Raw genomic sequence first — 18,148 nt, forward strand, 5'->3', positions numbered from 1 at the left:
GCTGATCGAAGCGCGTCCGGCGCACTTCCGGGTTCAGCGAAACTCCAGCCAAAATCAGCCCAGCACCGTCTGAGCGACGATGTTTCTTTGCACCTCGTTGGAGCCGCCGTAGATCGTCGTCTTGCGCATGTTGAAGTACGTCGATGCCAGCGGCGCGTTGTCCACCACGCCGCCGGGGAAGTCGCCCTGCCAGCCGGCTTCCATGGCCTCTTCGATGAAGGGCAGGCTGAAGGGGCCGGCGGCCTGCATCATCAACTCGGAGTAGCGCTGCTGGATCTCGCTGCCCTTGATCTTGAGCAGGCCGGCGATGTCCAGCGGGTTCTTGCCCGATTTCTCGGCCGACAGCACGCGCAGCACCAGCATTTCCAGCGCCACCACGTCGACTTCGAGCTTGGCGATCTCGTCGCGGAAACGCTGGTCCTCGTAGACGCCTTCGGCCTTGGCGATGCGCTTGAGGCGCTCCAGCTCGCGCTTGGCGCGGTTCACGTCGGCGATGTTGGTGCGCTCGTGGCTCAACAGGTGCTTGGCGTAGGTCCAGCCCTTGTTTTCCTCGCCGATCAGGTTCTCGGCCGGCACCTCGACGTTGTCGAAGAAGACCTCGTTGACCTCGCACTCGCCGTCCAGCAGCTTGATCGGGCGCACGGTCACGCCGGGGCTCTTCATGTCCACCAGCAGGAAGCTGATGCCGGTCTGGGGCTTGCCCTCGTTGCTGGTGCGCACCAGGCAGAAGATCCACTCGCCGTACTGGCCCAGCGTGGTCCAGGTCTTCTGGCCGTTGACGATGTACTTGTCGCCCACGCGCTCGGCACGGGTCTTGAGGCTGGCCAGGTCCGATCCCGAGCCCGGCTCCGAGTAGCCCTGGCTCCACCAGACCTCGCCGCTGGCAATGCCGGGCAGAAAGCGCTGCTGCTGCTCGGGCGAGCCGTAGGCCATGATCACGGGCGCCACCATCACGGGGCCGAAGGGAATGATGCGCGGGGCGCAGGCCAGGGCGCATTCCTCCTCGAACAGATGCTTTTGCACGGCACTCCAGCCGGGGCCGCCGAACTGCTTGGGCCAGCCGTAGCCCAGCCAGCCTTTCTTGCCAAGAATCTTGGCCCAGTTCTGCAGGTCGTCGCGCGTCAGGCGCAGCGAATGGCGCACCTTGTGCGCGATGTCCTGGGGCAGGTTGGCCCGCACCCAGGCGCGGACTTCCTCGCGAAAGGACTGTTCTTCAGGGGTAAATGCCAGGTCCATGGACTGTGTCTCCTTCAATCCCGGCTTTTGTAGCACGCACGTTCTTTTTTGGACTGTCCAGGGCGTGACAACCTATGGCAATCCCTGATGCAACAAGCCCCGGGCGGCGGGACCGTCCGGGGCTTGTTGCTGGGGCCGCCTGAGCGCAGGCGATCAGCTGGATTGGCCGGGCTCCTCCAGCCCCAACTGTGCATAGACATGCGCAAGACGTGCCTGCAATTGCTGTACCTGGGCTTCGAGATCGACCACGCGCTGGGCCAGGGCATCGCCCCGTGCGCCTGCTGCAGCGGGGGGCTGGGCCATGGCGTTCACGTCCACGGGGCCGCACAGCAGATGGGCCCAGCGCTGCTCGCGTGCGCCAGGCGCGCGTGGCAGCAGCACGACCAGCGGGCCGCCTTTTTCCTCGCTGCGTTCGCGCAGCTCTTCCAGGAAGGCTTCGACGGATGAGATGTCGGCAAAGCGGTGCCAGCGCTCGGAGTTGATGCGCAGCTCGCCCGCCGTCTGCGGGCCGCGCAGCATCAGCAGGGACAGCAGCACGGCGCTCTGGTCGGGCACCCCCACGCCGCGCGGGAAGTTGTGCTCCCAGCGCGTGGCGCGCGCGCTGCTGATCTGTACGGACATGGTGCGCAGGCGCAGGCTGTCCAGCGCTTCCTGGGCCTCGCCTTCGCTGACTTCCATCACCGGATCACGGCTGCTTTTCTGGTTGCAGCCCGTGACCAGCGCGTTGAGCGTGAGCGGGTAGCTGTCGGGCACGGTGCGCGCCTTCTCCATCAGGGTGGCCAGCACGCGGGCTTCGACAGCGGTCAGGGGGGTGGTGCGGGGATCGAATGGCATGGGGGTCTGAACGGAAGAGGTGACAAGGCCCGGCAGGGCCATGGGCCTTGCCGGGGCTGGCGCAGGCCGCGCGGCCTGCGGTGCGACAATCGCCGCCCATGAAAAATATCGTGATCCTGATCTCGGGCGGCGGCTCGAACATGGCTGCCATTGTGCGTGCTTCGCAGCAACAGGACTGGGCGCGGCGTTACGGCGCCCGCGTGGCCGCCGTGGTCAGCAACAAGGCCGAGGCTTCGGGCCTTGTTTTCGCGCGCGAGCAAGGCATTGCCACTGAGGTGCTGGACCACCGCCCGTTTCCCAGCCGCGAGGCCTTTGATGCCGAGCTGGCCCAGGTGATCGACCGCCACGCGCCTTCGCTGATCGTGCTGGCCGGCTTCATGCGCATCCTCACGCCGGGCTTCGTGGCGCATTACGAGGGACGCATGATCAACATCCACCCCTCGCTGCTGCCCGCCTTCACGGGTCTGCACACGCACCAGCGGGCGATCGATGCAGGCTGCCGCTTTGCAGGCTGCACCGTGCACCGCGTTACGGCCGAGCTGGATGTGGGCCCCATCCTGGAGCAGGCCGTGGTGCCCGTGCTGCCCGGCGACACGGCCCAGGCGCTGGCCGCGCGCGTGCTGGTGCAGGAGCACCTCATCTACCCGCGCGCCGTGGCGCAGTTGATGCGGGGCTAGGGTCTGCTCACAGGCCCTCGCTCTGAAAGGCCTGCTGCTCCGGCTCGGGGCAGCGTGCAAAGCGGGGCTGCTCCACGCCGTCGATGACCACGGTTTCATTGAACATGGCGGCAGGCCGCACCCACAGGCCGCGCTCGCCATAGAGCGCGCGATACAGCGTCATGGACTCGCGCGTCTCGCTGTGGCGCACGGTGGCAAGCACTTCGTAGGGGGCGCCCTTGTAGTGGCGGTACAGGCCCGGGGGCGTGGCAATCAGAGGGGGCAGGTCGTCATCGGTCATGGGGCGCCATGGTAGCTGCGCCAGCCGGGGGCTGCTGCGGGTTCCGACCTGTGGCCCTCTCGGATTTGCAAGGCAGTGGGACAATTGCGCCCATGCATCCCAAACAGCTTCTCGACGCCTGCGCCGAACTGGTCAAGCGCACCCTGACTTTCGAACACCCGGCCGACGCCGTGGTGTCACGCTTTTTCCGTGAAAACCGCAACCTGGGCCCGCGCGAGCGTGCCGCGCTGGCCGAAACCGCCTACACCGTGCTGCGCAAGAAGCTGCTTTTTGAGAGCCTGGCACGTTCTGGCAGCGGCTCGCGCGAGCGCAGGCTGGCCATCCTGGGCTTTGCCCATAGCCAGGAAGCCCTGGCCCGCGTGGCCGGCAAGTCCGAGCAGGGCGTCAAGGAGGCGCTCGGCTTTGCGCGCGCAGCGCTGTCCCCCCAGGAACTGCAATGGCTGGACGCCTGCGATGCCGTGCGCCCCGATGAGCTGATGGAGCCGCACCGCCACAACCTGCCCGAGTGGCTGGTCGCACCGCTCAAGCAGCAGCTGGGTGAAGATTTCTGGGCCTTTGCCCAGAGCATGGAGCAGGCCGCACCGCTGGATCTGCGCGTCAATGCGCTGAACGCCAAGCGTGCCGATGTGCAAAAGGAACTGGCCGATGCCGGCATCGCCGCCGAAGCCACGCCGTACTCGCCCTGGGGCCTGCGCGTGCAGGGCAAGCCTGCGCTGGCCCGGCTGGACGCCTTCACGCGCGGCGCCATCGAGGTGCAGGATGAAGGCTCCCAGCTGCTGGCGCTGATGCTGGACGCCAAGCGCGGCGAAATGGTGGTCGATTTCTGCGCCGGCGCAGGCGGCAAGACCCTGGCCATTGGCGCTTCGATGCGCAGCACGGGGCGCCTGTACGCCTTCGATGTGTCCGGCCACCGGCTCGAAGCCCTGAAGCCGCGCCTGGCGCGCTCGGGCCTGTCGAACGTGCACCCCGCGGCCATCGCCCATGAGCGCGACGACCGCGTCAAGCGCCTGGCCGGCAAGATCGACCGCGTGCTGGTCGATGCGCCCTGCTCGGGCCTGGGCACGCTGCGCCGCAATCCCGACCTCAAGTGGCGCCAGTCGGCCAAGGCCATCGAGGAGCTCACGCAAAAGCAGGCGGCCATCCTGGCCAGTGCAGCGCGTCTGGTTAAGCCGGGTGGGCGCCTGGTCTATGCCACCTGTTCGGTCCTGCCCCAGGAAAACGAAGCCATCGCCGAGGCCTTTGCAGCGGAGCACTCTGACTTCGTGGCCATGGATGCCGGCGAACTGCTGGCCCAGCTCAAGGTGGAGCACGGCGATGCGCTGTGCAGTGGCGGCGAGACCGGCACGCAGTACCTGCGCCTGTGGCCGCAGCGCCATGAGACGGATGGCTTTTTCGCCGCCGTTTGGACCCGGAAGCCGTAACTTGCAGACGCAATAAGCTGTAAATCGCAGGAGATTGCCGAATGCCTTTGTAGGCGCATCGCCTAAAATTGAGGCATCGGTGCCACTGGGCGCCGCCTTGCCAAAGGCTTCGGTTATGTCGCTGGATTTCGGATCGGTTTGGAACCTCGCCGTGGATTGGATGGCCCATGGCCTGTGGCAGCTGTCGTGGTGGCAGCTGCTGCTGTACGCCCTGGTCACCACCCACATCACCATTGCGGGCGTCACCATCTTCCTGCACCGCTGCCAGGCCCACCGCTCGCTGGACCTGGGGCCGGTTCCTTCGCACTTCTTCCGTTTCTGGTTGTGGCTGGGCACGGGCATGGTCACCAGGGAGTGGGTGGCCATCCACCGCAAGCACCATGCCAAGTGCGAAACCGAGGACGACCCCCACAGCCCGCAGACACGCGGCCTGGACACCGTGATGCGCCAGGGTGCGGAGCTGTACCGCGAAGAGGCGGCGAACGCCGAGACACTCAGGAAGTTCGGCCACGGCACGCCCGACGACTGGATCGAGCGCCATCTCTACAGCCGGCATTCGATCTGGGGCCCTTCGCTGATGCTGATCATCAACGTGCTGCTGTTCGGCGCCATCGGACTGACGATCTGGGCCGTGCAGATGGCCTGGATTCCGTTCTGGGCTGCCGGCGTGGTCAACGGCCTGGGCCATTTCTGGGGCTACCGCAACTTCGAGGCCCAGGATGCCAGCACCAACCTCGTGCCCTGGGGCCTGATCATTGGCGGCGAGGAACTGCACAACAACCACCATACCTACCCGACCTCGGCCAAGTTCTCGGTCAAGCGCTATGAGTTCGACGTGGGCTGGGTCTACATCAGCGCCATGCAGAAGCTGGGCTGGGCCAAGGTCAAGAAGACGGCGCCGCGGCTGGTCATGGGCGCCGTCAAGCCCGTGGCCGACGAAAAGACGCTGGAGGCCGTGATCGCCAACCGCTACGAGGTCATGGCCCGCTATGCGCGCGGCGTGCGCGCCGCCGTGCAGATCGAGCTCGATGCGCTCAAGCAGCGCAAGGCCCGGCAGGCCGACCTGTCCCTGCTCAAGACGGCGCGCCGCTGGCTGCACCGCGATGCCGACAAGGTGCCCGCCCAGGCGCAGGGGCAACTGGCCCAGGCGCGCGCAGCCCACCCCGTGCTCGACCAGATGCTGGTCATGCGCGAGGAGCTGCGCCAGCTGTGGCTGAACACCTCGCTGTCGCGCGAGCAACTGACGGCCCATCTGCAGGCCTGGTGCCATCGCGCCGAGGCCAGCGGCATTGCCGCGCTCAAGGAGTTTTCCGTCAAGCTGCGCGCTGCCCACGCCTGAGGCCGCGAAGCCAGCCGGCAACCGACCATGCCCGGGGCCGCATCCCCTCTTCGGAGGCGATGCGGCTTTTTGCTGTGGGGCTCTGCCGCAGTTCCAGGCTTGTCATGGCCTGGGACAAGGAGCGGACCCGTATCTGCAGATCGGCGCCCGCGCGCCAGCCCTGGCCCGGCTGCAGCCTGAGGGCCGGCGCGGGCACCCCGTCCGCCCAGGCCTGTTGCGGGGCGGTGATTTCCAGCGGGCCGTGGCGGCAGAACAGTTCACTGCCCTCCAGCACATGCAGGTGAAGATCGTTGCCGGGGGCAAGATGGCGCAGTTCGAAGGAGCGGGTGTCGGCGTTGTGCATGGTCTGTGTCCTGTGATTCCAGGCCCTCAAGCGTAGGCACGCGGCCCTCATCGGCACAGGCACAGCCCGCGGCTTGTTGCATCGCAGCAGTGCAGATGGCGATGGATCTGTTCTGCTTTGTGGTCGATGGATCTGTATCTGTTGCGTAACAGAGCCTTGCGGCAAGATCGCGGGCAAGTCCTCTCGTCCCCGATTCGTTGTCGACCTGTTCCATGACCCTTGCTAGCGCCTCTCCGACCCTGTACCGCCGCCTGGCGGCCGACTACAGCCTGGCCATGGAACTGGGCACGCTCAAGGCGGGCGAGCGCATGCCTTCCGTGCGCGAGCTGATGCGCCGCCATGAGGTCAGCCTGTCCACGGCGCTGCAGACGCTGCGGCATCTGGAGGACCTGGGCCAGCTCGAAGCCCGCCCGCGCGTGGGCTACTTCGTGCGCGATGCCCGGCCTGCAGGCCTGGCCCCGGCCAGCGAGCCCGACCTGAGCCAGCCGGTGCAACCGCTGCCGCAGCCGCACTTCGCAGGCATCAATGAACACATTTCCCTGATGCTGGAGCGCGGCCGCCAGGCCGACGTGCGCGTGGACCTGGGCGGTGCCACGCCGCCGCCCGAACTGTTCGATCGCAGCTACCTGAACCAGACCGCCGCCCGGCTGCTGCGCGAGCAGCCCGACCTGTTGGTGCTGGGGCGCTCCATGATGGGCAGCCACCCTGATTTCCAGCGCGCCATGGCGCGGCGCGCGCTGGCGGCGGGCATCCATGTGGCACCGGCCGATGTGCTGGCGACCACGGGCAATTCCGAGGCCGTGAGCCTGGCGCTGGCCGCTGTGGCCTCGCCGGGGGATGTGGTGGCCGTGGAGTCGCCGACCTACTACGGCCTGCTGCAGGTGGTGGAGTCCTTGCAGATGCAGGCGCTGGAGATTCCCTGCAGCCCGCGCACCGGCCTGTCCATCGAGGCGCTGGAGCTGGCCCTGCAGACCCAGCCGCGCCTGAAGGCCGTGGTGGTCGTGCCCGAGCTGCAGATGCCGCTGGGTACGCGCATTCCCGATGAGCACAAGGCCAGGCTGGTCGATCTGTGCGGCGCCCACGGCGTGGCATTGATCGAGGACGACTCCTATGGACTGTTCGTGGAAAGCAGCCAGCCCGTGCGCCCCATCAAGGCCTGGGATCGCCTGCCGGGCCATGTCATCTATTGCGAGGCCTTCAACAAGAGCATGGCGCCGGGCCTGCGCCAAGGCTGGATGAACGCTGGCCAGTGGCATGGCCGGGTGCAGATGCTCAAGTTCGCGCGCAGCCGGGGCACCCAGACCCTGGCCCAGTTGCTGGCGGCCGCCTGCGTGGGCTCGCCCGCGCATCTGCGCAATCTGCAGCGCCTCAAGCAGCAGTTGCGGCGCCAGCGTGAAGGCATGGCGCAGCTGGTGGCGCGGTTTTTCCCGCTGGGCACGCGGCTGAGCCTGCCGCCCGGCGGGCTCAGCCTGTGGCTGGAGTTTCCGGCTGGCGTGTCCACGTCCGCGCTGTTCACGCAGGCGCTGGCGCGCGGCATCCGCACGGCGCCGGGCAGCATGTTCTCGAACTCGGGGCGCTACGAGCACTGCATGCGCCTGGGCTGCACCCTGCCGGTGGATGCCGTGATCGAGCAGGCCTGCCGCGAGCTGGGTGCCATGGCCTGTGCGCAGCTGGGTCAGCCGGCGCGCAGTGGGTGACACGCGAAAAACGGACGCAAAGCGGGCACAAAGCGGACGCAAAAAAACCGCCGGGCTTGCGCCGGGCGGTTTTTTGTCGGTACCGGGAACAGGCTGAATTACTTCAGCTTGATTTCCTTGTACGTGACGTGCTTGCGAGCCTTGGGATCAAACTTCATGATCGCCATCTTCTCGGGCATTGTCTTCTTGTTCTTGGTCGTGGTGTAGAAGTGGCCGGTTCCTGCAGTGGATTCCAGCTTGATCTTTTCGCGTCCGCCTTTAGCAGCCATGGTGTTTCTCCTTGAGGGATTTAGGCTTGGCCACGGGCACGCAGGTCTGCGAGCACGGAGTCGATACCGTTCTTGTCGATCAGGCGCAGAGCAGCGCTGGAAACGCGCAGGCGCACCCAACGGTTTTCGCTCTCAACCCAGAAACGGCGGTATTGCAGGTTGGGCAGGAAACGACGCTTGGTCTTGTTGTTGGCGTGGGAAACGTTGTTTCCCACCATGGGCTTCTTGCCCGTTACTTCACATACGCGTGCCATGAGGACACTCCGATAGTTGTACAGCCGCCGACGCTGATGCCCTGCATTTGCTGCATGGCTTGCCGGCAACCTCACCTCGCCATAAAGGGTGGCGGTAACCCCATGCTGAAAGTGTCCTGGCCATGCAAGCAAGGCGCGCTTCAAATTCAGCAAAGCCACGGATTATAGCGTCTCCATGAGAAAAGCCCCTGGGCCAGCCAAACACGGCTGCAGCCAGGGGCTTTTGCCGCCCTGCGGGAGAGCAGGGCGGGCGGGGTGGCGTCCTGCTTATTCCTGTTCGAGGAAGCGCTGGGCGTCCAGCGCGGCCATGCAGCCCGTGCCGGCGCTGGTGATGGCCTGGCGGTAGACATGGTCCTGCACGTCGCCGGCCGCGAACACGCCGGGCACGCTGGTCTGCGTGGCAAAGCCCTTGAGGCCGCCCTGGGTGATGATGTAGCCGGTCTCGTCCATCTCCAGGTGGCCCTTGAAGATCTCGGTGTTGGGCGCATGGCCGATGGCGATGAAGCAGCCCTGCAGCTGGATGTCCTCGGCATGGCCGTCCTGGGTGCTCTTGATGCGGATGCCGGTCACGCCGGACTGGTCGCCCAGCACCTCTTCGAGCACGAAGTGGGTCTTGAGCTCGATCTTGCCAGCCCGGACCTTGTCCATGAGCTTGTCCACGAGGATGGGCTCGGCCTTGAACTTGTCGCGGCGGTGCACCAGGGTGACCTTGCTGGCGATGTTGGACAGGTACAGGGCTTCCTCGACGGCCGTGTTGCCGCCGCCGACCACGCACACGGGCTGCTCACGGTAGAAGAAGCCGTCGCAGGTGGCGCAGCCGGAGACGCCGCGGCCCATGAAGGCCTCTTCGGAGGGCAGGCCCAGGTACTTGGCCGAGGCGCCGGTGGCGATGATCAGGCTGTCGCAGGTATAGGTGCCGGAGTCGCCGGTCAGCGTAAAGGGGCGCTTGGAGAAATCGACGCTGTGGATGTGGTCGAACACCACCTGGGTCTTGAAGCGCTCTGCGTGCTCCAGAAAACGCTGCATCAGCTCGGGGCCCTGCACGCCGTTCACGTCTGCAGGCCAGTTGTCCACCTCGGTCGTCGTCATCAGCTGGCCGCCCTGGGCCATGCCGGTCACCAGCAGCGGGTTGAGGTTGGCGCGCGCGGCATAGATGGCGGCCGTGTAGCCGGCAGGGCCGGAGCCGAGGATCAGGACTTTGGCGTGTTGGGTAGAAGACATGGATGCAGTTCTTGAAAAAGGCGCACGCCGGCAGTCGGCGTGCAGAAAAAAAGATACATCGGGAACAGCTGTGGAGTATCGCTCCGCAGTCAGGTTCCCGTTGCCATATGGATCAATGGCCCGGATTGTCAAAAATGATCGACGTGGCGCCGTCATGCGGCGGTGTCATGCTCTGTTGCAAGTGCTTGCATTACGCTTGCGGGTCGCCCTGGCTGTTTTTGCGGCCAGTCCGAGGGGGCTGGGGTAAGCTCCCGCCTGCGTATGACTTACTCATTGAACGCTCTGAACGCTTCCACATCCGCCAAGGGCAAATCCAGGTCTGCGGCGCGCCCCGGCATGGTGGCGCGCTTCGGCCACGAAATGCTGCTGCTGGCGGGGCTGCTGGCCCTGGTGTTCTGGCTTGCCTCCATGCTCAGCTACTCGCCCCAGGATCCAGCGTGGTCCACCTCCGGGGCGGGACACGCGCGCCTGGTCGCCAACTGGATGGGCCGCGTCGGAGCCTGGCTGGCCGACGCCTGCTATTTCGGTTTCGGCATGTCGGTCTGGTGGCTGGTGCTGGCCTCGCTGCAGACCTGGCTGTCTTCCTTTGCGCGCTGGCTGCGCGGCGGCGTGCCGCGCGACGGTGTGCCACTGCCGCCCCTGTGGCGCCGGCGCCTGCGCTTTTGGGGCGGGCTGCTGCTGCTGCTGGGTGCGAGCTGCGCACTGGAGTGGACGCGCCTGTACCGCTTCGAGAGCGTGCTGCCCGGCCCGGCCGGCGGCGTCTTCGGCTACATGCTGGGGTACCACAGCCTGCAGTGGCTGGGCTTCATGGGCTCGGGCCTGATCGGCATTTGCGTGGCCGTGATCGGCCTGGCAATGGTGTTCCGCTTTTCCTGGGGTCATCTGGCCGAATCCATGGGCGCACGCCTGGACGGCTGGGTGCTCTTTCTTTTTGCGCGCCGTGAAAAGGCCCGGGACGAAGCCGCAGGCCGCCGCGCTGCGCGCGAGCGCGAGGAAGTGGTGCAGGAAGAGCGCACGGAAAGCGCCGTGCAGCACCCGCAGCCCGTGCAGATCATCGAACCCGTGCTCCAGGAGGCTGCGGTGCCCAGCGTGCGCGTGGTCAAGGAGCGCCAGAAGCCCCTGTTCTCCGAACTGCCCGACAGCAAGCTGCCCCAGGTGGATCTGCTCGATGCGGCCCAGCAGCGCCAGGAAAGCGTGTCGCCCGAGACGCTGGAGATGACCAGCCGGCTGATCGAAAAGCGCCTCAAGGACTTTGGTGTCGATGTGCATGTGGTCGCCGCCATGCCCGGCCCCGTGATCACGCGCTACGAGATCGAGCCGGCCACGGGCGTCAAGGGCTCGCAGATCGTGAACCTGGCCAAGGATCTGGCGCGCTCGCTGTCCCTGGTGTCCATCCGCGTGATCGAGACGATTCCCGGCAAGAATTTCATGGCGCTGGAGCTGCCCAATGCCAAGCGCCAGTCCATCCGCCTGTCCGAGGTGCTGGGCTCGCAGGTCTACCACGACGCCAAGAGCATGCTGACCATGGGCCTGGGCAAGGACATCGTGGGCAATCCGGTCGTGGCCGATCTGGCCAAGATGCCGCACGTGCTGGTGGCCGGCACCACGGGTTCGGGCAAGTCAGTGGGGATCAACGCCATGATCCTGTCGCTGCTGTACAAGGCCGAGGCCCGCGATGTGCGCCTGCTGATGATCGACCCCAAGATGCTGGAAATGTCGGTCTACGAAGGCATTCCGCATCTGCTGTGCCCCGTAGTCACCGACATGAAGCAGGCCGCCAATGGCCTGAACTGGTGCGTGGCCGAGATGGAACGCCGCTACAAGCTCATGAGCAAGCTGGGCGTGCGCAATCTGGCGGGCTACAACACCAAGATCGACGAGGCCAAGGCGCGCGAGGAATCCATTCCCAACCCCTTCAGCCTCACGCCCGAGGAGCCCGAGCCGCTGCAGCGCCTGCCGCACATCGTCATCGTCATCGACGAGCTGGCCGACCTGATGATGGTGGTCGGCAAGAAGATCGAGGAGCTGATCGCGCGCCTGGCCCAGAAGGCCCGCGCGGCCGGCATCCACCTGATCCTGGCCACCCAGCGCCCCAGCGTGGACGTGATCACCGGCCTGATCAAGGCCAACATCCCCACGCGCATCGCCTTCCAGGTCAGCAGCAAGATCGACAGCCGCACCGTGCTTGACCAGATGGGCGCCGAATCCCTGCTGGGCATGGGCGACATGCTCTATATGGCCAGCGGCACGGGCCTGCCCGTGCGCGTGCACGGCGCCTTCGTGTCGGACGAGGAAGTGCACCGCGTGGTGGGCTACCTTAAGGAGCAGGGCGAGGCCGACTACATCGAAGGCGTGCTCGAAGGCGGCACGGCCGAGGGCGACAGCGAGTTCGGCTCGGAGTCCGGCGACGGCGGTAACGGCGAGAAGGACCCCATGTACGACCAGGCCGTGGAAGTGGTCCTCAAGGACCGCAAGGCCAGCATCTCGTATGTGCAGCGCAAGCTCAGGATTGGTTACAACCGCTCGGCACGCCTGCTGGAAGATATGGAAAAGGCGGGCCTCGTCAGCGGTCTCACGGCCAGCGGGCAGCGCGAAGTGCTGGTGCCCGCGCGCGCCGGGGAATGAGCCCGCTTCCCCCAATCATGGAGAAAGAATGAAACGTCTGTTGACTGCAGTTGTGATCGCGGCAAGCGCGACGGCCTCGTGGGCCGATGGCCTCAAGAGCCTGGAAGCCTTCATGAAGAATTCCCAGGCCGGCCGCGCCGAATTCACCCAGGCCGTCACGGCCCCGTCCAAGGATGGCCAGCCGCCGCGCACCAAGAACTCCAGCGGCCAATTCGAATTCCAGCGTCCCGGCAAGTTCAGGTTCGTCTACACCAAGCCGTTCGAGCAGACCATCGTCGCCGACGGCAAGACGCTGTGGCTCTATGACGCCGACCTCAACCAGGTCACGCAGCGCCCCCAGGCCCAGGCCCTGGGCAGCACGCCGGCCGCCATCCTGGCGTCGGCCAACGATCTCAAGGCGTTGAGCACCGACTTCGATCTGCAATCCGCGCCCGAGCAGGATGGCCTGCAATGGGTCCAGGCCAGCCCCAAGGACAAGAACGGCCAGCTCAAGAGCGTGCGCGTGGGCTTTGCGGCCGATGGCCAGCTTTCGGCGCTGGACATCCTGGACAGCTTTGGCCAGCGTTCGCTGATCCGCTTCAGCCAGCTGCAGACCCAGGCATCCCTGCCGGCCTCGACTTTCGAGTTCAAGGTGCCAGCGGGCGCCGACGTGCTCAAGCAGTAAGCCGCGTTGCCGCGCGGGGCAACCCTTCAGGCCGGTCACAGGCTGCGGTGCGCAGTTTGTGAGGTTTTGTAATGGTTTTGCCTAATATCGTCGAGACAATGGCGGCCTGCGGCCAGCGATTGTTTCGACGTCCCTCCGAGGACATGCTGGCCGGCTCTCGCATGCCTTTATGAACCTCAGTCGCAAGTTGCCGCTCGCCATTGCCATGGCGCTGCTATTCACCCTCGCTGCCGGATTCTTCGGACTCTGGTCGGCCCATCGATCCCTAGGCGTCTTTCACGGCGATGTCCAGCGCCACATGGCGGCGGAACGCCTTGCCACCGAGGTGGAAGGTCACTTCAAAACCCAGGTCCAGGAATGGAAGAACGTGCTGCTGCGCGGCTCGGACAACGCGCTGCGCGAGCAGCACTGGAAGGGTTTTCTGGCCGACGAGCGCGCCGTGCAGGACAAGACTGCCGCCTTGCTGGCCCTGGTGGACGATGCCTCCCTGCGCGAGATCGCCCAGGGCTTTGTGGCGCAGCACCGCAAGATGGCCGAAGGCTACCGCGTGGGGCTGGACAAATTCGAGGCCACGGGCTTCGACCCCTCAGTAGGCGACATGGCCGTGCGCGGCGTGGACCGCGAGCCGGCCGAGCTGCTTTCCCAGCTCAAGGCCGGCATAGCGGCGCAGAGCAAGGCGGTGGCCGACGATGCCTACAGCAGCGGCAAGCACGCCACGGAGCTGAGCCTGGTGCTGATGCTGGTGGCGGCCGTGGCCGGCGTGGCCATTGGCTGGCTCATCACCCGTGCCGTGGTGGCACCGCTGCGCAGCGCGGTCCAGCTGGCCGAGAAGGTGGCCCAGGGCCATCTGACCAATGCCATAGCGAGCGGCGGGCCAGACGAACTGGGCCAGCTGCTGCGGGCGCTGGGCGCCATGCAGGAGCAGCTGCGCAGCATCGTCGTGGAAGTGCGCGGCAATGCGGAGCAGGTGGCATCCGCCAGCTCGCAGATCGCGGCCGGCAACAGCGACCTGGCCCAGCGCACCGAGCAGCAGGCATCGGCCCTGCAGATGACGGCTTCTTCCATGGACCAGCTCGACTCCACCGTGCGCGGCAATGCCGATCACGCAGAGAAGGCCAACCTGCTGGCTTCGTCCGCCAGCGACATCGCCACGCGCGGTGGCGATGCCATCTCTGCCGTCGTGGGCACGATGCGCAGCATCCAGGATGCGTCCGAGCGCGTGGTCAGCATCATCGAGGTGATCGACGGCATCGCGTTCCAGACCAATATTCTTGCGCTCAATGCGGCCGTGGAGGCCGCACGGGCCGGCGAACAGGGCCGGGGCTTTGCCGTGGTCGCCGCCGAGGTCCGCACGCTGGCCCAGCGCAGCTCGGGCGCTGCGCGGGAAATCCGTGACCTGATCCAGGCCAACGCCCAGCGCGTGGCCCTGGGGGCCGAGGAGGTGGACAGTGCGGGTGCGACCATGGCCTCGGTGCAGGAGGTGATTGCCAAGGTCTCGCACATGATCGGCGCCATCAGTCACTCCAGCGGCGAACAGAGCGCGGGCGTAAGCCACGTCAACAGCGCCATCGTCCGCATCGAGGAGGGGACCCAGCAGAACGCCGCGCTGGTGGAGCAGACCAGTTCGGCCGCCGAGAGCCTGCGCAAGCAGGCCCATCAGCTGGTCGAACTCATGGCTCGCTTCAGGACGGCCTGAACGCGGTGGCCGGGGCCGGGCGCAGCCGGTCGTGGAGCGCCGCCAGCACCAGGGTGGCTGCCACGGGCAGGGCCCAGCCCATGCCGTTGCCTGGCAGGCTGTTCAGGAAGGCCGGCAGCCAGTCCTGCCAGCCGGCCGCCTTGGCGGCATCGACAAGGCCGAACACCAGCGCCACGGCCAGCACCGGCGCGAACACGCGCTGCGCATTGCGCCACAGGCCTGACAGCAGGCTCAACACCACCAGGGCGATGGCCAGCGGATAAATGCCCACCAGCACGGGGCCGGACAGGGCGATCAGCTGGGCCAGGCCCTGGTTGGACACCAGGATGCACGCCAGCCCAATGGCCACCACCACCGCGCGGTAGGGCAGGCGCAGCATCTCGCTGAAGTAGGCGCCACAGGCGCTGACCAGGCCCACGGCCGTGGTCAGGCAGGCCAGGGAAATCACCACGGCCAGCAGCAGGCTACCGATGGGGCCGAAGGTGTGATCCACATAGCGCGTGAGGATGAGCACGCCGGTCTGCGCCTGCGGGGCGATGGACTGGCTGGTGGCACCCAGATGGATCAGCGACAGATACACCAGGCCCAGGCCCACGGCCGCGATCACGCCCGCGATGATGGCGTAGCGCGTCTGCAGCCCGGTGTGGGAGATGCCCCGGTCCCGGATGGCGTTGACGATGACGATGCCGAAGGCCAGGGCGCCCAGCGCGTCCATGGTCTGGTAGCCCTCCAGAAACCCTTCGGTCAGGGGCGCGACCAGGTAGTCGCCGCTGGCGCTGGTGGCGGCACCGGCCGGCAGCAGCACGGCGGCGGCACCCAGCACCACCAGGGCCAGGATCAGTACGGGCGTGATCAGTTTGCCGATGGTGTCGATCAGCTTGCCGGGGAACAGGGACAGGCCCATGACCAGCACAAAGTACACCGCCGAGTAGATGAACAGCGCAGTGCTGCTGTGGCCCACGAAGGGCGCAAAGCCCATCTCGAACGACACGGTGGCCGTGCGCGGCGTGGCAAACAGCGGGCCGAGGATGAGATAGATCAGCAGGCCCAGCACCATGCCGGCCTTGCGGCCCACGGGCGAGGTCAGCGCATCGAGCCCGCCGCCCACGCGCGCCAGCGCCACCACGGTGAGCAACGGCAGGCCCACGCCCGTGAGCAGAAAGCCCGTGGCCGCAGCGGCCGCGTGCTCGCCGGCTCCCTGGCCGACCATGGGCGGAAAGATGATGTTGCCCGCGCCGAGGAACAGCGCAAAGGTCATGAAGCCTAGGGCGATAAGGTCCCGGGTCTTGAGTGTTTGCATGGATGCAGAAATGAAAAGGTCCCGCCTTGCCGCATGGCAGGCAGTTCCGGAAACGGTGGGAGGCGCGGAGCGATGGGGCAGCAATGGCGCAGGCCCGATGGCCGCGCATGCCGCGCGGCCGGCTCCGCAAAGGGCAGCATTTTAGGGCGGTGGCCCGAAGCGGGTGAAAAATGTCAGTGATTGCTCTTGATGAGATGCATGCAAACCATTCATGTCATGTGAGTGACATGCCTACAGGCGATGGCCAGGATCCTGGCTGGCGATCCATGGCTTCATCCCCCGCAGCCAGGTACAGGCATCAGGGGCTGGCGCACCCGCTGCCGCCATGGCGTGGACAATGGCGTCATGGTTTTGCAACTGCATCTGTTCCCCTCGGCAGCGCACCCGGCACCCGGGCTGCCGAGCGCCTTCTGCGCGGCGTTGCCTGCGACGGAGCTGGCCCATGGCTGATCTGTTCACCCAGGAGCCCTCCGCACCACTGGCCGAAGCGCTGCGGCCCAAGACCCTGGACGAGGTCGTGGGCCAGTCCCATCTGCTGGGCGAGGGCAAGCCGCTGCGCCTGGCCTTCCAGTCAGGCAAGCCGCATTCCATGATCTTCTGGGGGCCGCCCGGCGTGGGCAAGACCACGCTGGCCCGGCTCACGGCCACGGCCTTCAAGTGCGAGTTCATTGCGCTGTCTGCGGTGTTCTCCGGGGTCAAGGACATCCGCGCGGCCATGGAGCAGGCGCAGCAGAACCTGGCCATGGGCCGGCACACCATCCTCTTCGTGGACGAGATCCACCGCTTCAACAAGTCCCAGCAGGATGCGCTGCTGCCCTATGCGGAAAGCGGCCTGGTCACCTTCATCGGCGCCACCACGGAGAACCCGTCCTTCGAGGTGAACTCGGCCCTGCTGTCGCGTGCGCAGGTCTATGTGCTGCAATCCCTGACCGACGATGAACTCAGGCAACTGCTGCTGCGGGCGCAGGAAAAGGCCCTGGGCGGCCTGGAGTTCGACGACCTGGCGCGGGACACCATCGTCGGCTATGCCGATGGCGATGCCCGGCGGTTCCTGAACCTGCTGGAGCAATGCCAGACGGCGGCCGGCGCTGCGGGCGTCACGCGGATCGATGCCGAGTTCGTGCAGAACGCGCTGACCTTGAATGCCAGGCGCTTCGACAAGGGCGGCGACAACTTCTACGACCAGATCTCTGCCCTGCACAAGTCCGTGCGCGGCTCCCATCCCGATGCGGCGCTCTACTGGCTCACGCGCATGCTCGATGGCGGCGCCGATGCGCGCTACCTGTCGCGGCGCATTGTGCGCATGGCCTGGGAGGATATCGGCCTGGCCGATCCGCGCGCCATGCAGATCGCCAACGACGCGGCCCTGACCTATGAGCGCCTGGGCAGCCCCGAGGGCGAGCTGGCACTGGGCCAGGCCGTCATCTACCTGGCCATGGCCGCCAAGAGCAACGCCGGCTACAACGCCTACAACAAGGCCCGGGCCTTCGTGAAGCAGGACAGGAGCCGCGAGGTGCCCGTGCACCTGCGCAATGCGCCCACCAAGCTCATGAAGGAGCTGGGCTACGGCCATGAATACCGCTACGCGCACGACGAGCCCAACGCCTACGCGGCCGGCGAGACCTATCTGCCCGAGGGCATTGCGGAGCCGGGCTGGTACCAGCCCGTGCCCCGGGGCCTGGAGATCAAGATCGGCGAGAAGCTGGCCGTGCTGCGCAAGTGGGACGAAGAGGCTGGCGGCGCATAGCCGAAGCCGGTGAGGGCAGGCCGGTGCCGGGGCTAGGCGCCCGGGCCGGGCTCCACCGCCACGTCGCGCGCGTGCAGGGGGGCGTGGCACTCCGAGCAGACGACCAGGGGGTCGAACGTGTGGCCGCACACCGTATGCCGGTGCAGCAAGGGCCGGCCTTCCTCGCCGGACATGTGTACATCGCCCCAGTGCACGATGGCCATGACCACGGGATGCAGGTCCAGTCCCTTGGGCGTGAGGCGGTACTCGTGCCGTACCGGCGCCTCCTGGTAGGCCACCTTTTTGAGCACGCCTGCCTCGACCAGCCTGGCCAGCCTGTCCGACAGCATGGGGCGTGAAATGCCCAGGCGTCCCAGGAATTCATCAAAACGGCGTACGCCCAGAAAGCAGTCGCGCAGCACCAGCAGTGTCCAGCGGTCGCCGATGACCGAGACCGTGCGTGCGATGGAGCAGCGCTCCTCTTCCAGTTCGTTCCATTTCATTGGGCAGTTCCCCGCTTGACGAGTTCAGATTTTAAACCTACCGTGCACTTAGTTCAAAAAATG

17 protein-coding genes are annotated in these 18,148 nt (G+C 66.5%); 8 read left to right on the forward strand and 9 right to left on the reverse strand.

The annotated features are described in order from the left end of the window. Window positions 1-54: 54 nt before the first annotated feature. On the reverse strand, window positions 55-1,236 hold the full coding sequence (locus AC57B5_RS25170) for an acyl-CoA dehydrogenase family protein (protein ID WP_096913863.1): 1,182 nt from the start codon (window positions 1,234-1,236) through the stop codon (window positions 55-57). A 153-nt stretch (window positions 1,237-1,389) separates the two neighbouring features. Then, window positions 1,390-2,070, reverse strand: a complete 681-nt coding sequence (locus AC57B5_RS25175) for a YceH family protein (protein ID WP_043783684.1) — start codon at window positions 2,068-2,070, stop codon at window positions 1,390-1,392. A 98-nt stretch (window positions 2,071-2,168) separates the two neighbouring features. On the opposite strand from AC57B5_RS25175, the gene purN reads away from it, so the two are divergent. Continuing rightward, a complete protein-coding gene (purN, locus tag AC57B5_RS25180; protein ID WP_012207170.1) occupies window positions 2,169-2,747 on the forward strand; it encodes a phosphoribosylglycinamide formyltransferase in 579 nt (192 codons plus the stop codon). A gap of 7 nt (window positions 2,748-2,754) precedes the next feature. Here the strand turns inward: purN and AC57B5_RS25185 are convergent, their stop codons facing one another. After that, window positions 2,755-3,027, reverse strand: coding sequence for a DUF1653 domain-containing protein (locus AC57B5_RS25185; RefSeq protein ID WP_197944118.1), 273 nt, complete (start codon window positions 3,025-3,027; stop codon window positions 2,755-2,757). Window positions 3,028-3,119: 92 nt separating this feature from the next. Here AC57B5_RS25185 and AC57B5_RS25190 point away from each other — a divergent pair, with 92 nt between their 5' ends. Then, window positions 3,120-4,448, forward strand: coding sequence for an RsmB/NOP family class I SAM-dependent RNA methyltransferase (locus AC57B5_RS25190; protein WP_269198353.1), 1,329 nt, complete (start codon window positions 3,120-3,122; stop codon window positions 4,446-4,448). A gap of 115 nt (window positions 4,449-4,563) precedes the next feature. Further along, entirely contained in the window at window positions 4,564-5,787 is a 1,224-nt protein-coding gene (locus AC57B5_RS25195; RefSeq protein ID WP_043825050.1) for a DesA family fatty acid desaturase, read from the forward strand. Here AC57B5_RS25195 and AC57B5_RS25200 read toward each other — a convergent pair. Next, window positions 5,762-6,130, reverse strand: a complete 369-nt coding sequence (locus AC57B5_RS25200) for a hypothetical protein (RefSeq protein ID WP_448676489.1) — start codon at window positions 6,128-6,130, stop codon at window positions 5,762-5,764. The two genes, AC57B5_RS25195 and AC57B5_RS25200, sit on opposite strands and share 26 nt — an antisense overlap. Before the next feature lie 212 nt (window positions 6,131-6,342). On the opposite strand from AC57B5_RS25200, the gene AC57B5_RS25205 reads away from it, so the two are divergent. Continuing rightward, complete coding sequence (locus AC57B5_RS25205; protein ID WP_065345599.1) at window positions 6,343-7,827, forward strand: aminotransferase-like domain-containing protein; 1,485 nt, start codon at window positions 6,343-6,345, stop codon at window positions 7,825-7,827. 98 nt (window positions 7,828-7,925) lie between these two features. Here AC57B5_RS25205 and rpmG read toward each other — a convergent pair whose 3' ends face one another. From rpmG to trxB, 3 genes are all read right to left on the reverse strand, one after another. Next, window positions 7,926-8,096: a 50S ribosomal protein L33 gene (gene rpmG / locus AC57B5_RS25210; protein WP_012207164.1), complete on the reverse strand. Its 171-nt coding sequence runs from the start codon at window positions 8,094-8,096 to the stop codon at window positions 7,926-7,928. Window positions 8,097-8,116: 20 nt separating this feature from the next. Further along, the gene (gene rpmB, locus AC57B5_RS25215) at window positions 8,117-8,350 is read right to left on the reverse strand and encodes a 50S ribosomal protein L28 (RefSeq protein WP_012207163.1); all 234 of its coding nucleotides are present in this window, start codon (window positions 8,348-8,350) and stop codon (window positions 8,117-8,119) included. A 267-nt stretch (window positions 8,351-8,617) separates the two neighbouring features. After that, complete coding sequence (gene trxB, locus AC57B5_RS25220) at window positions 8,618-9,571, reverse strand: thioredoxin-disulfide reductase (RefSeq protein WP_034396780.1); 954 nt, start codon at window positions 9,569-9,571, stop codon at window positions 8,618-8,620. Between the two features lie 261 nt (window positions 9,572-9,832). On the opposite strand from trxB, the gene AC57B5_RS25225 reads away from it, so the two are divergent. The 3 genes from AC57B5_RS25225 to AC57B5_RS25235 all read left to right on the forward strand — a co-directional run bounded on the left by AC57B5_RS25225 (window position 9,833) and on the right by AC57B5_RS25235 (window position 14,556). Beyond that, window positions 9,833-12,196, forward strand: coding sequence for a DNA translocase FtsK (locus tag AC57B5_RS25225; protein ID WP_447915144.1), 2,364 nt, complete (start codon window positions 9,833-9,835; stop codon window positions 12,194-12,196). Window positions 12,197-12,224: 28 nt separating this feature from the next. Next, a complete protein-coding gene (gene lolA / locus AC57B5_RS25230) occupies window positions 12,225-12,860 on the forward strand; it encodes an outer membrane lipoprotein periplasmic chaperone LolA (RefSeq protein ID WP_496400563.1) in 636 nt (211 codons plus the stop codon). A gap of 169 nt (window positions 12,861-13,029) precedes the next feature. Next, window positions 13,030-14,556 (forward strand): methyl-accepting chemotaxis protein, encoded by a 1,527-nt coding sequence (locus AC57B5_RS25235; RefSeq protein ID WP_496400564.1) that lies wholly within the window; start codon window positions 13,030-13,032, stop codon window positions 14,554-14,556. Here AC57B5_RS25235 and brnQ read toward each other — a convergent pair. Next, window positions 14,543-15,856: a branched-chain amino acid transport system II carrier protein gene (gene brnQ / locus AC57B5_RS25240; protein WP_013800919.1), complete on the reverse strand. Its 1,314-nt coding sequence runs from the start codon at window positions 15,854-15,856 to the stop codon at window positions 14,543-14,545. The genes AC57B5_RS25235 and brnQ overlap by 14 nt on opposite strands. 442 nt (window positions 15,857-16,298) lie before the next feature. Here brnQ and AC57B5_RS25245 point away from each other — a divergent pair, with 442 nt between their 5' ends. Further along, window positions 16,299-17,603 (forward strand): replication-associated recombination protein A, encoded by a 1,305-nt coding sequence (locus AC57B5_RS25245; RefSeq protein WP_012207157.1) that lies wholly within the window; start codon window positions 16,299-16,301, stop codon window positions 17,601-17,603. A gap of 32 nt (window positions 17,604-17,635) precedes the next feature. On the opposite strand, the gene AC57B5_RS25250 is transcribed toward AC57B5_RS25245, so the two are convergent. Beyond that, the gene (locus AC57B5_RS25250) at window positions 17,636-18,085 is read right to left on the reverse strand and encodes a winged helix-turn-helix transcriptional regulator (protein WP_043825062.1); all 450 of its coding nucleotides are present in this window, start codon (window positions 18,083-18,085) and stop codon (window positions 17,636-17,638) included. Window positions 18,086-18,148: the final 63 nt, after the last annotated feature.

The sequence above is a fragment of the Delftia sp. BGA-UO-ETr-SB1 genome, assembly GCF_059567865.1.

Coding starts and splice junctions, on each gene's coding strand:
- AC57B5_RS25170 (WP_096913863.1), bottom strand. CDS start 1,236: ATGGACCTGGCATTTACCCCTGAAGAACAGTCCTTTCGCGAGGAAGTC.
- AC57B5_RS25175 (WP_043783684.1), bottom strand. CDS start 2,070: ATGCCATTCGATCCCCGCACCACCCCCCTGACCGCTGTCGAAGCCCGC.
- purN (WP_012207170.1), top strand. CDS start 2,169: ATGAAAAATATCGTGATCCTGATCTCGGGCGGCGGCTCGAACATGGCT.
- AC57B5_RS25185 (WP_197944118.1), bottom strand. CDS start 3,027: ATGACCGATGACGACCTGCCCCCTCTGATTGCCACGCCCCCGGGCCTG.
- AC57B5_RS25190 (WP_269198353.1), top strand. CDS start 3,120: ATGCATCCCAAACAGCTTCTCGACGCCTGCGCCGAACTGGTCAAGCGC.
- AC57B5_RS25195 (WP_043825050.1), top strand. CDS start 4,564: ATGTCGCTGGATTTCGGATCGGTTTGGAACCTCGCCGTGGATTGGATG.
- AC57B5_RS25200 (WP_448676489.1), bottom strand. CDS start 6,130: ATGCACAACGCCGACACCCGCTCCTTCGAACTGCGCCATCTTGCCCCC.
- AC57B5_RS25205 (WP_065345599.1), top strand. CDS start 6,343: ATGACCCTTGCTAGCGCCTCTCCGACCCTGTACCGCCGCCTGGCGGCC.
- rpmG (WP_012207164.1), bottom strand. CDS start 8,096: ATGGCTGCTAAAGGCGGACGCGAAAAGATCAAGCTGGAATCCACTGCA.
- rpmB (WP_012207163.1), bottom strand. CDS start 8,350: ATGGCACGCGTATGTGAAGTAACGGGCAAGAAGCCCATGGTGGGAAAC.
- trxB (WP_034396780.1), bottom strand. CDS start 9,571: ATGTCTTCTACCCAACACGCCAAAGTCCTGATCCTCGGCTCCGGCCCT.
- AC57B5_RS25225 (WP_447915144.1), top strand. CDS start 9,833: ATGACTTACTCATTGAACGCTCTGAACGCTTCCACATCCGCCAAGGGC.
- lolA (WP_496400563.1), top strand. CDS start 12,225: ATGAAACGTCTGTTGACTGCAGTTGTGATCGCGGCAAGCGCGACGGCC.
- AC57B5_RS25235 (WP_496400564.1), top strand. CDS start 13,030: ATGAACCTCAGTCGCAAGTTGCCGCTCGCCATTGCCATGGCGCTGCTA.
- brnQ (WP_013800919.1), bottom strand. CDS start 15,856: ATGCAAACACTCAAGACCCGGGACCTTATCGCCCTAGGCTTCATGACC.
- AC57B5_RS25245 (WP_012207157.1), top strand. CDS start 16,299: ATGGCTGATCTGTTCACCCAGGAGCCCTCCGCACCACTGGCCGAAGCG.
- AC57B5_RS25250 (WP_043825062.1), bottom strand. CDS start 18,085: ATGAAATGGAACGAACTGGAAGAGGAGCGCTGCTCCATCGCACGCACG.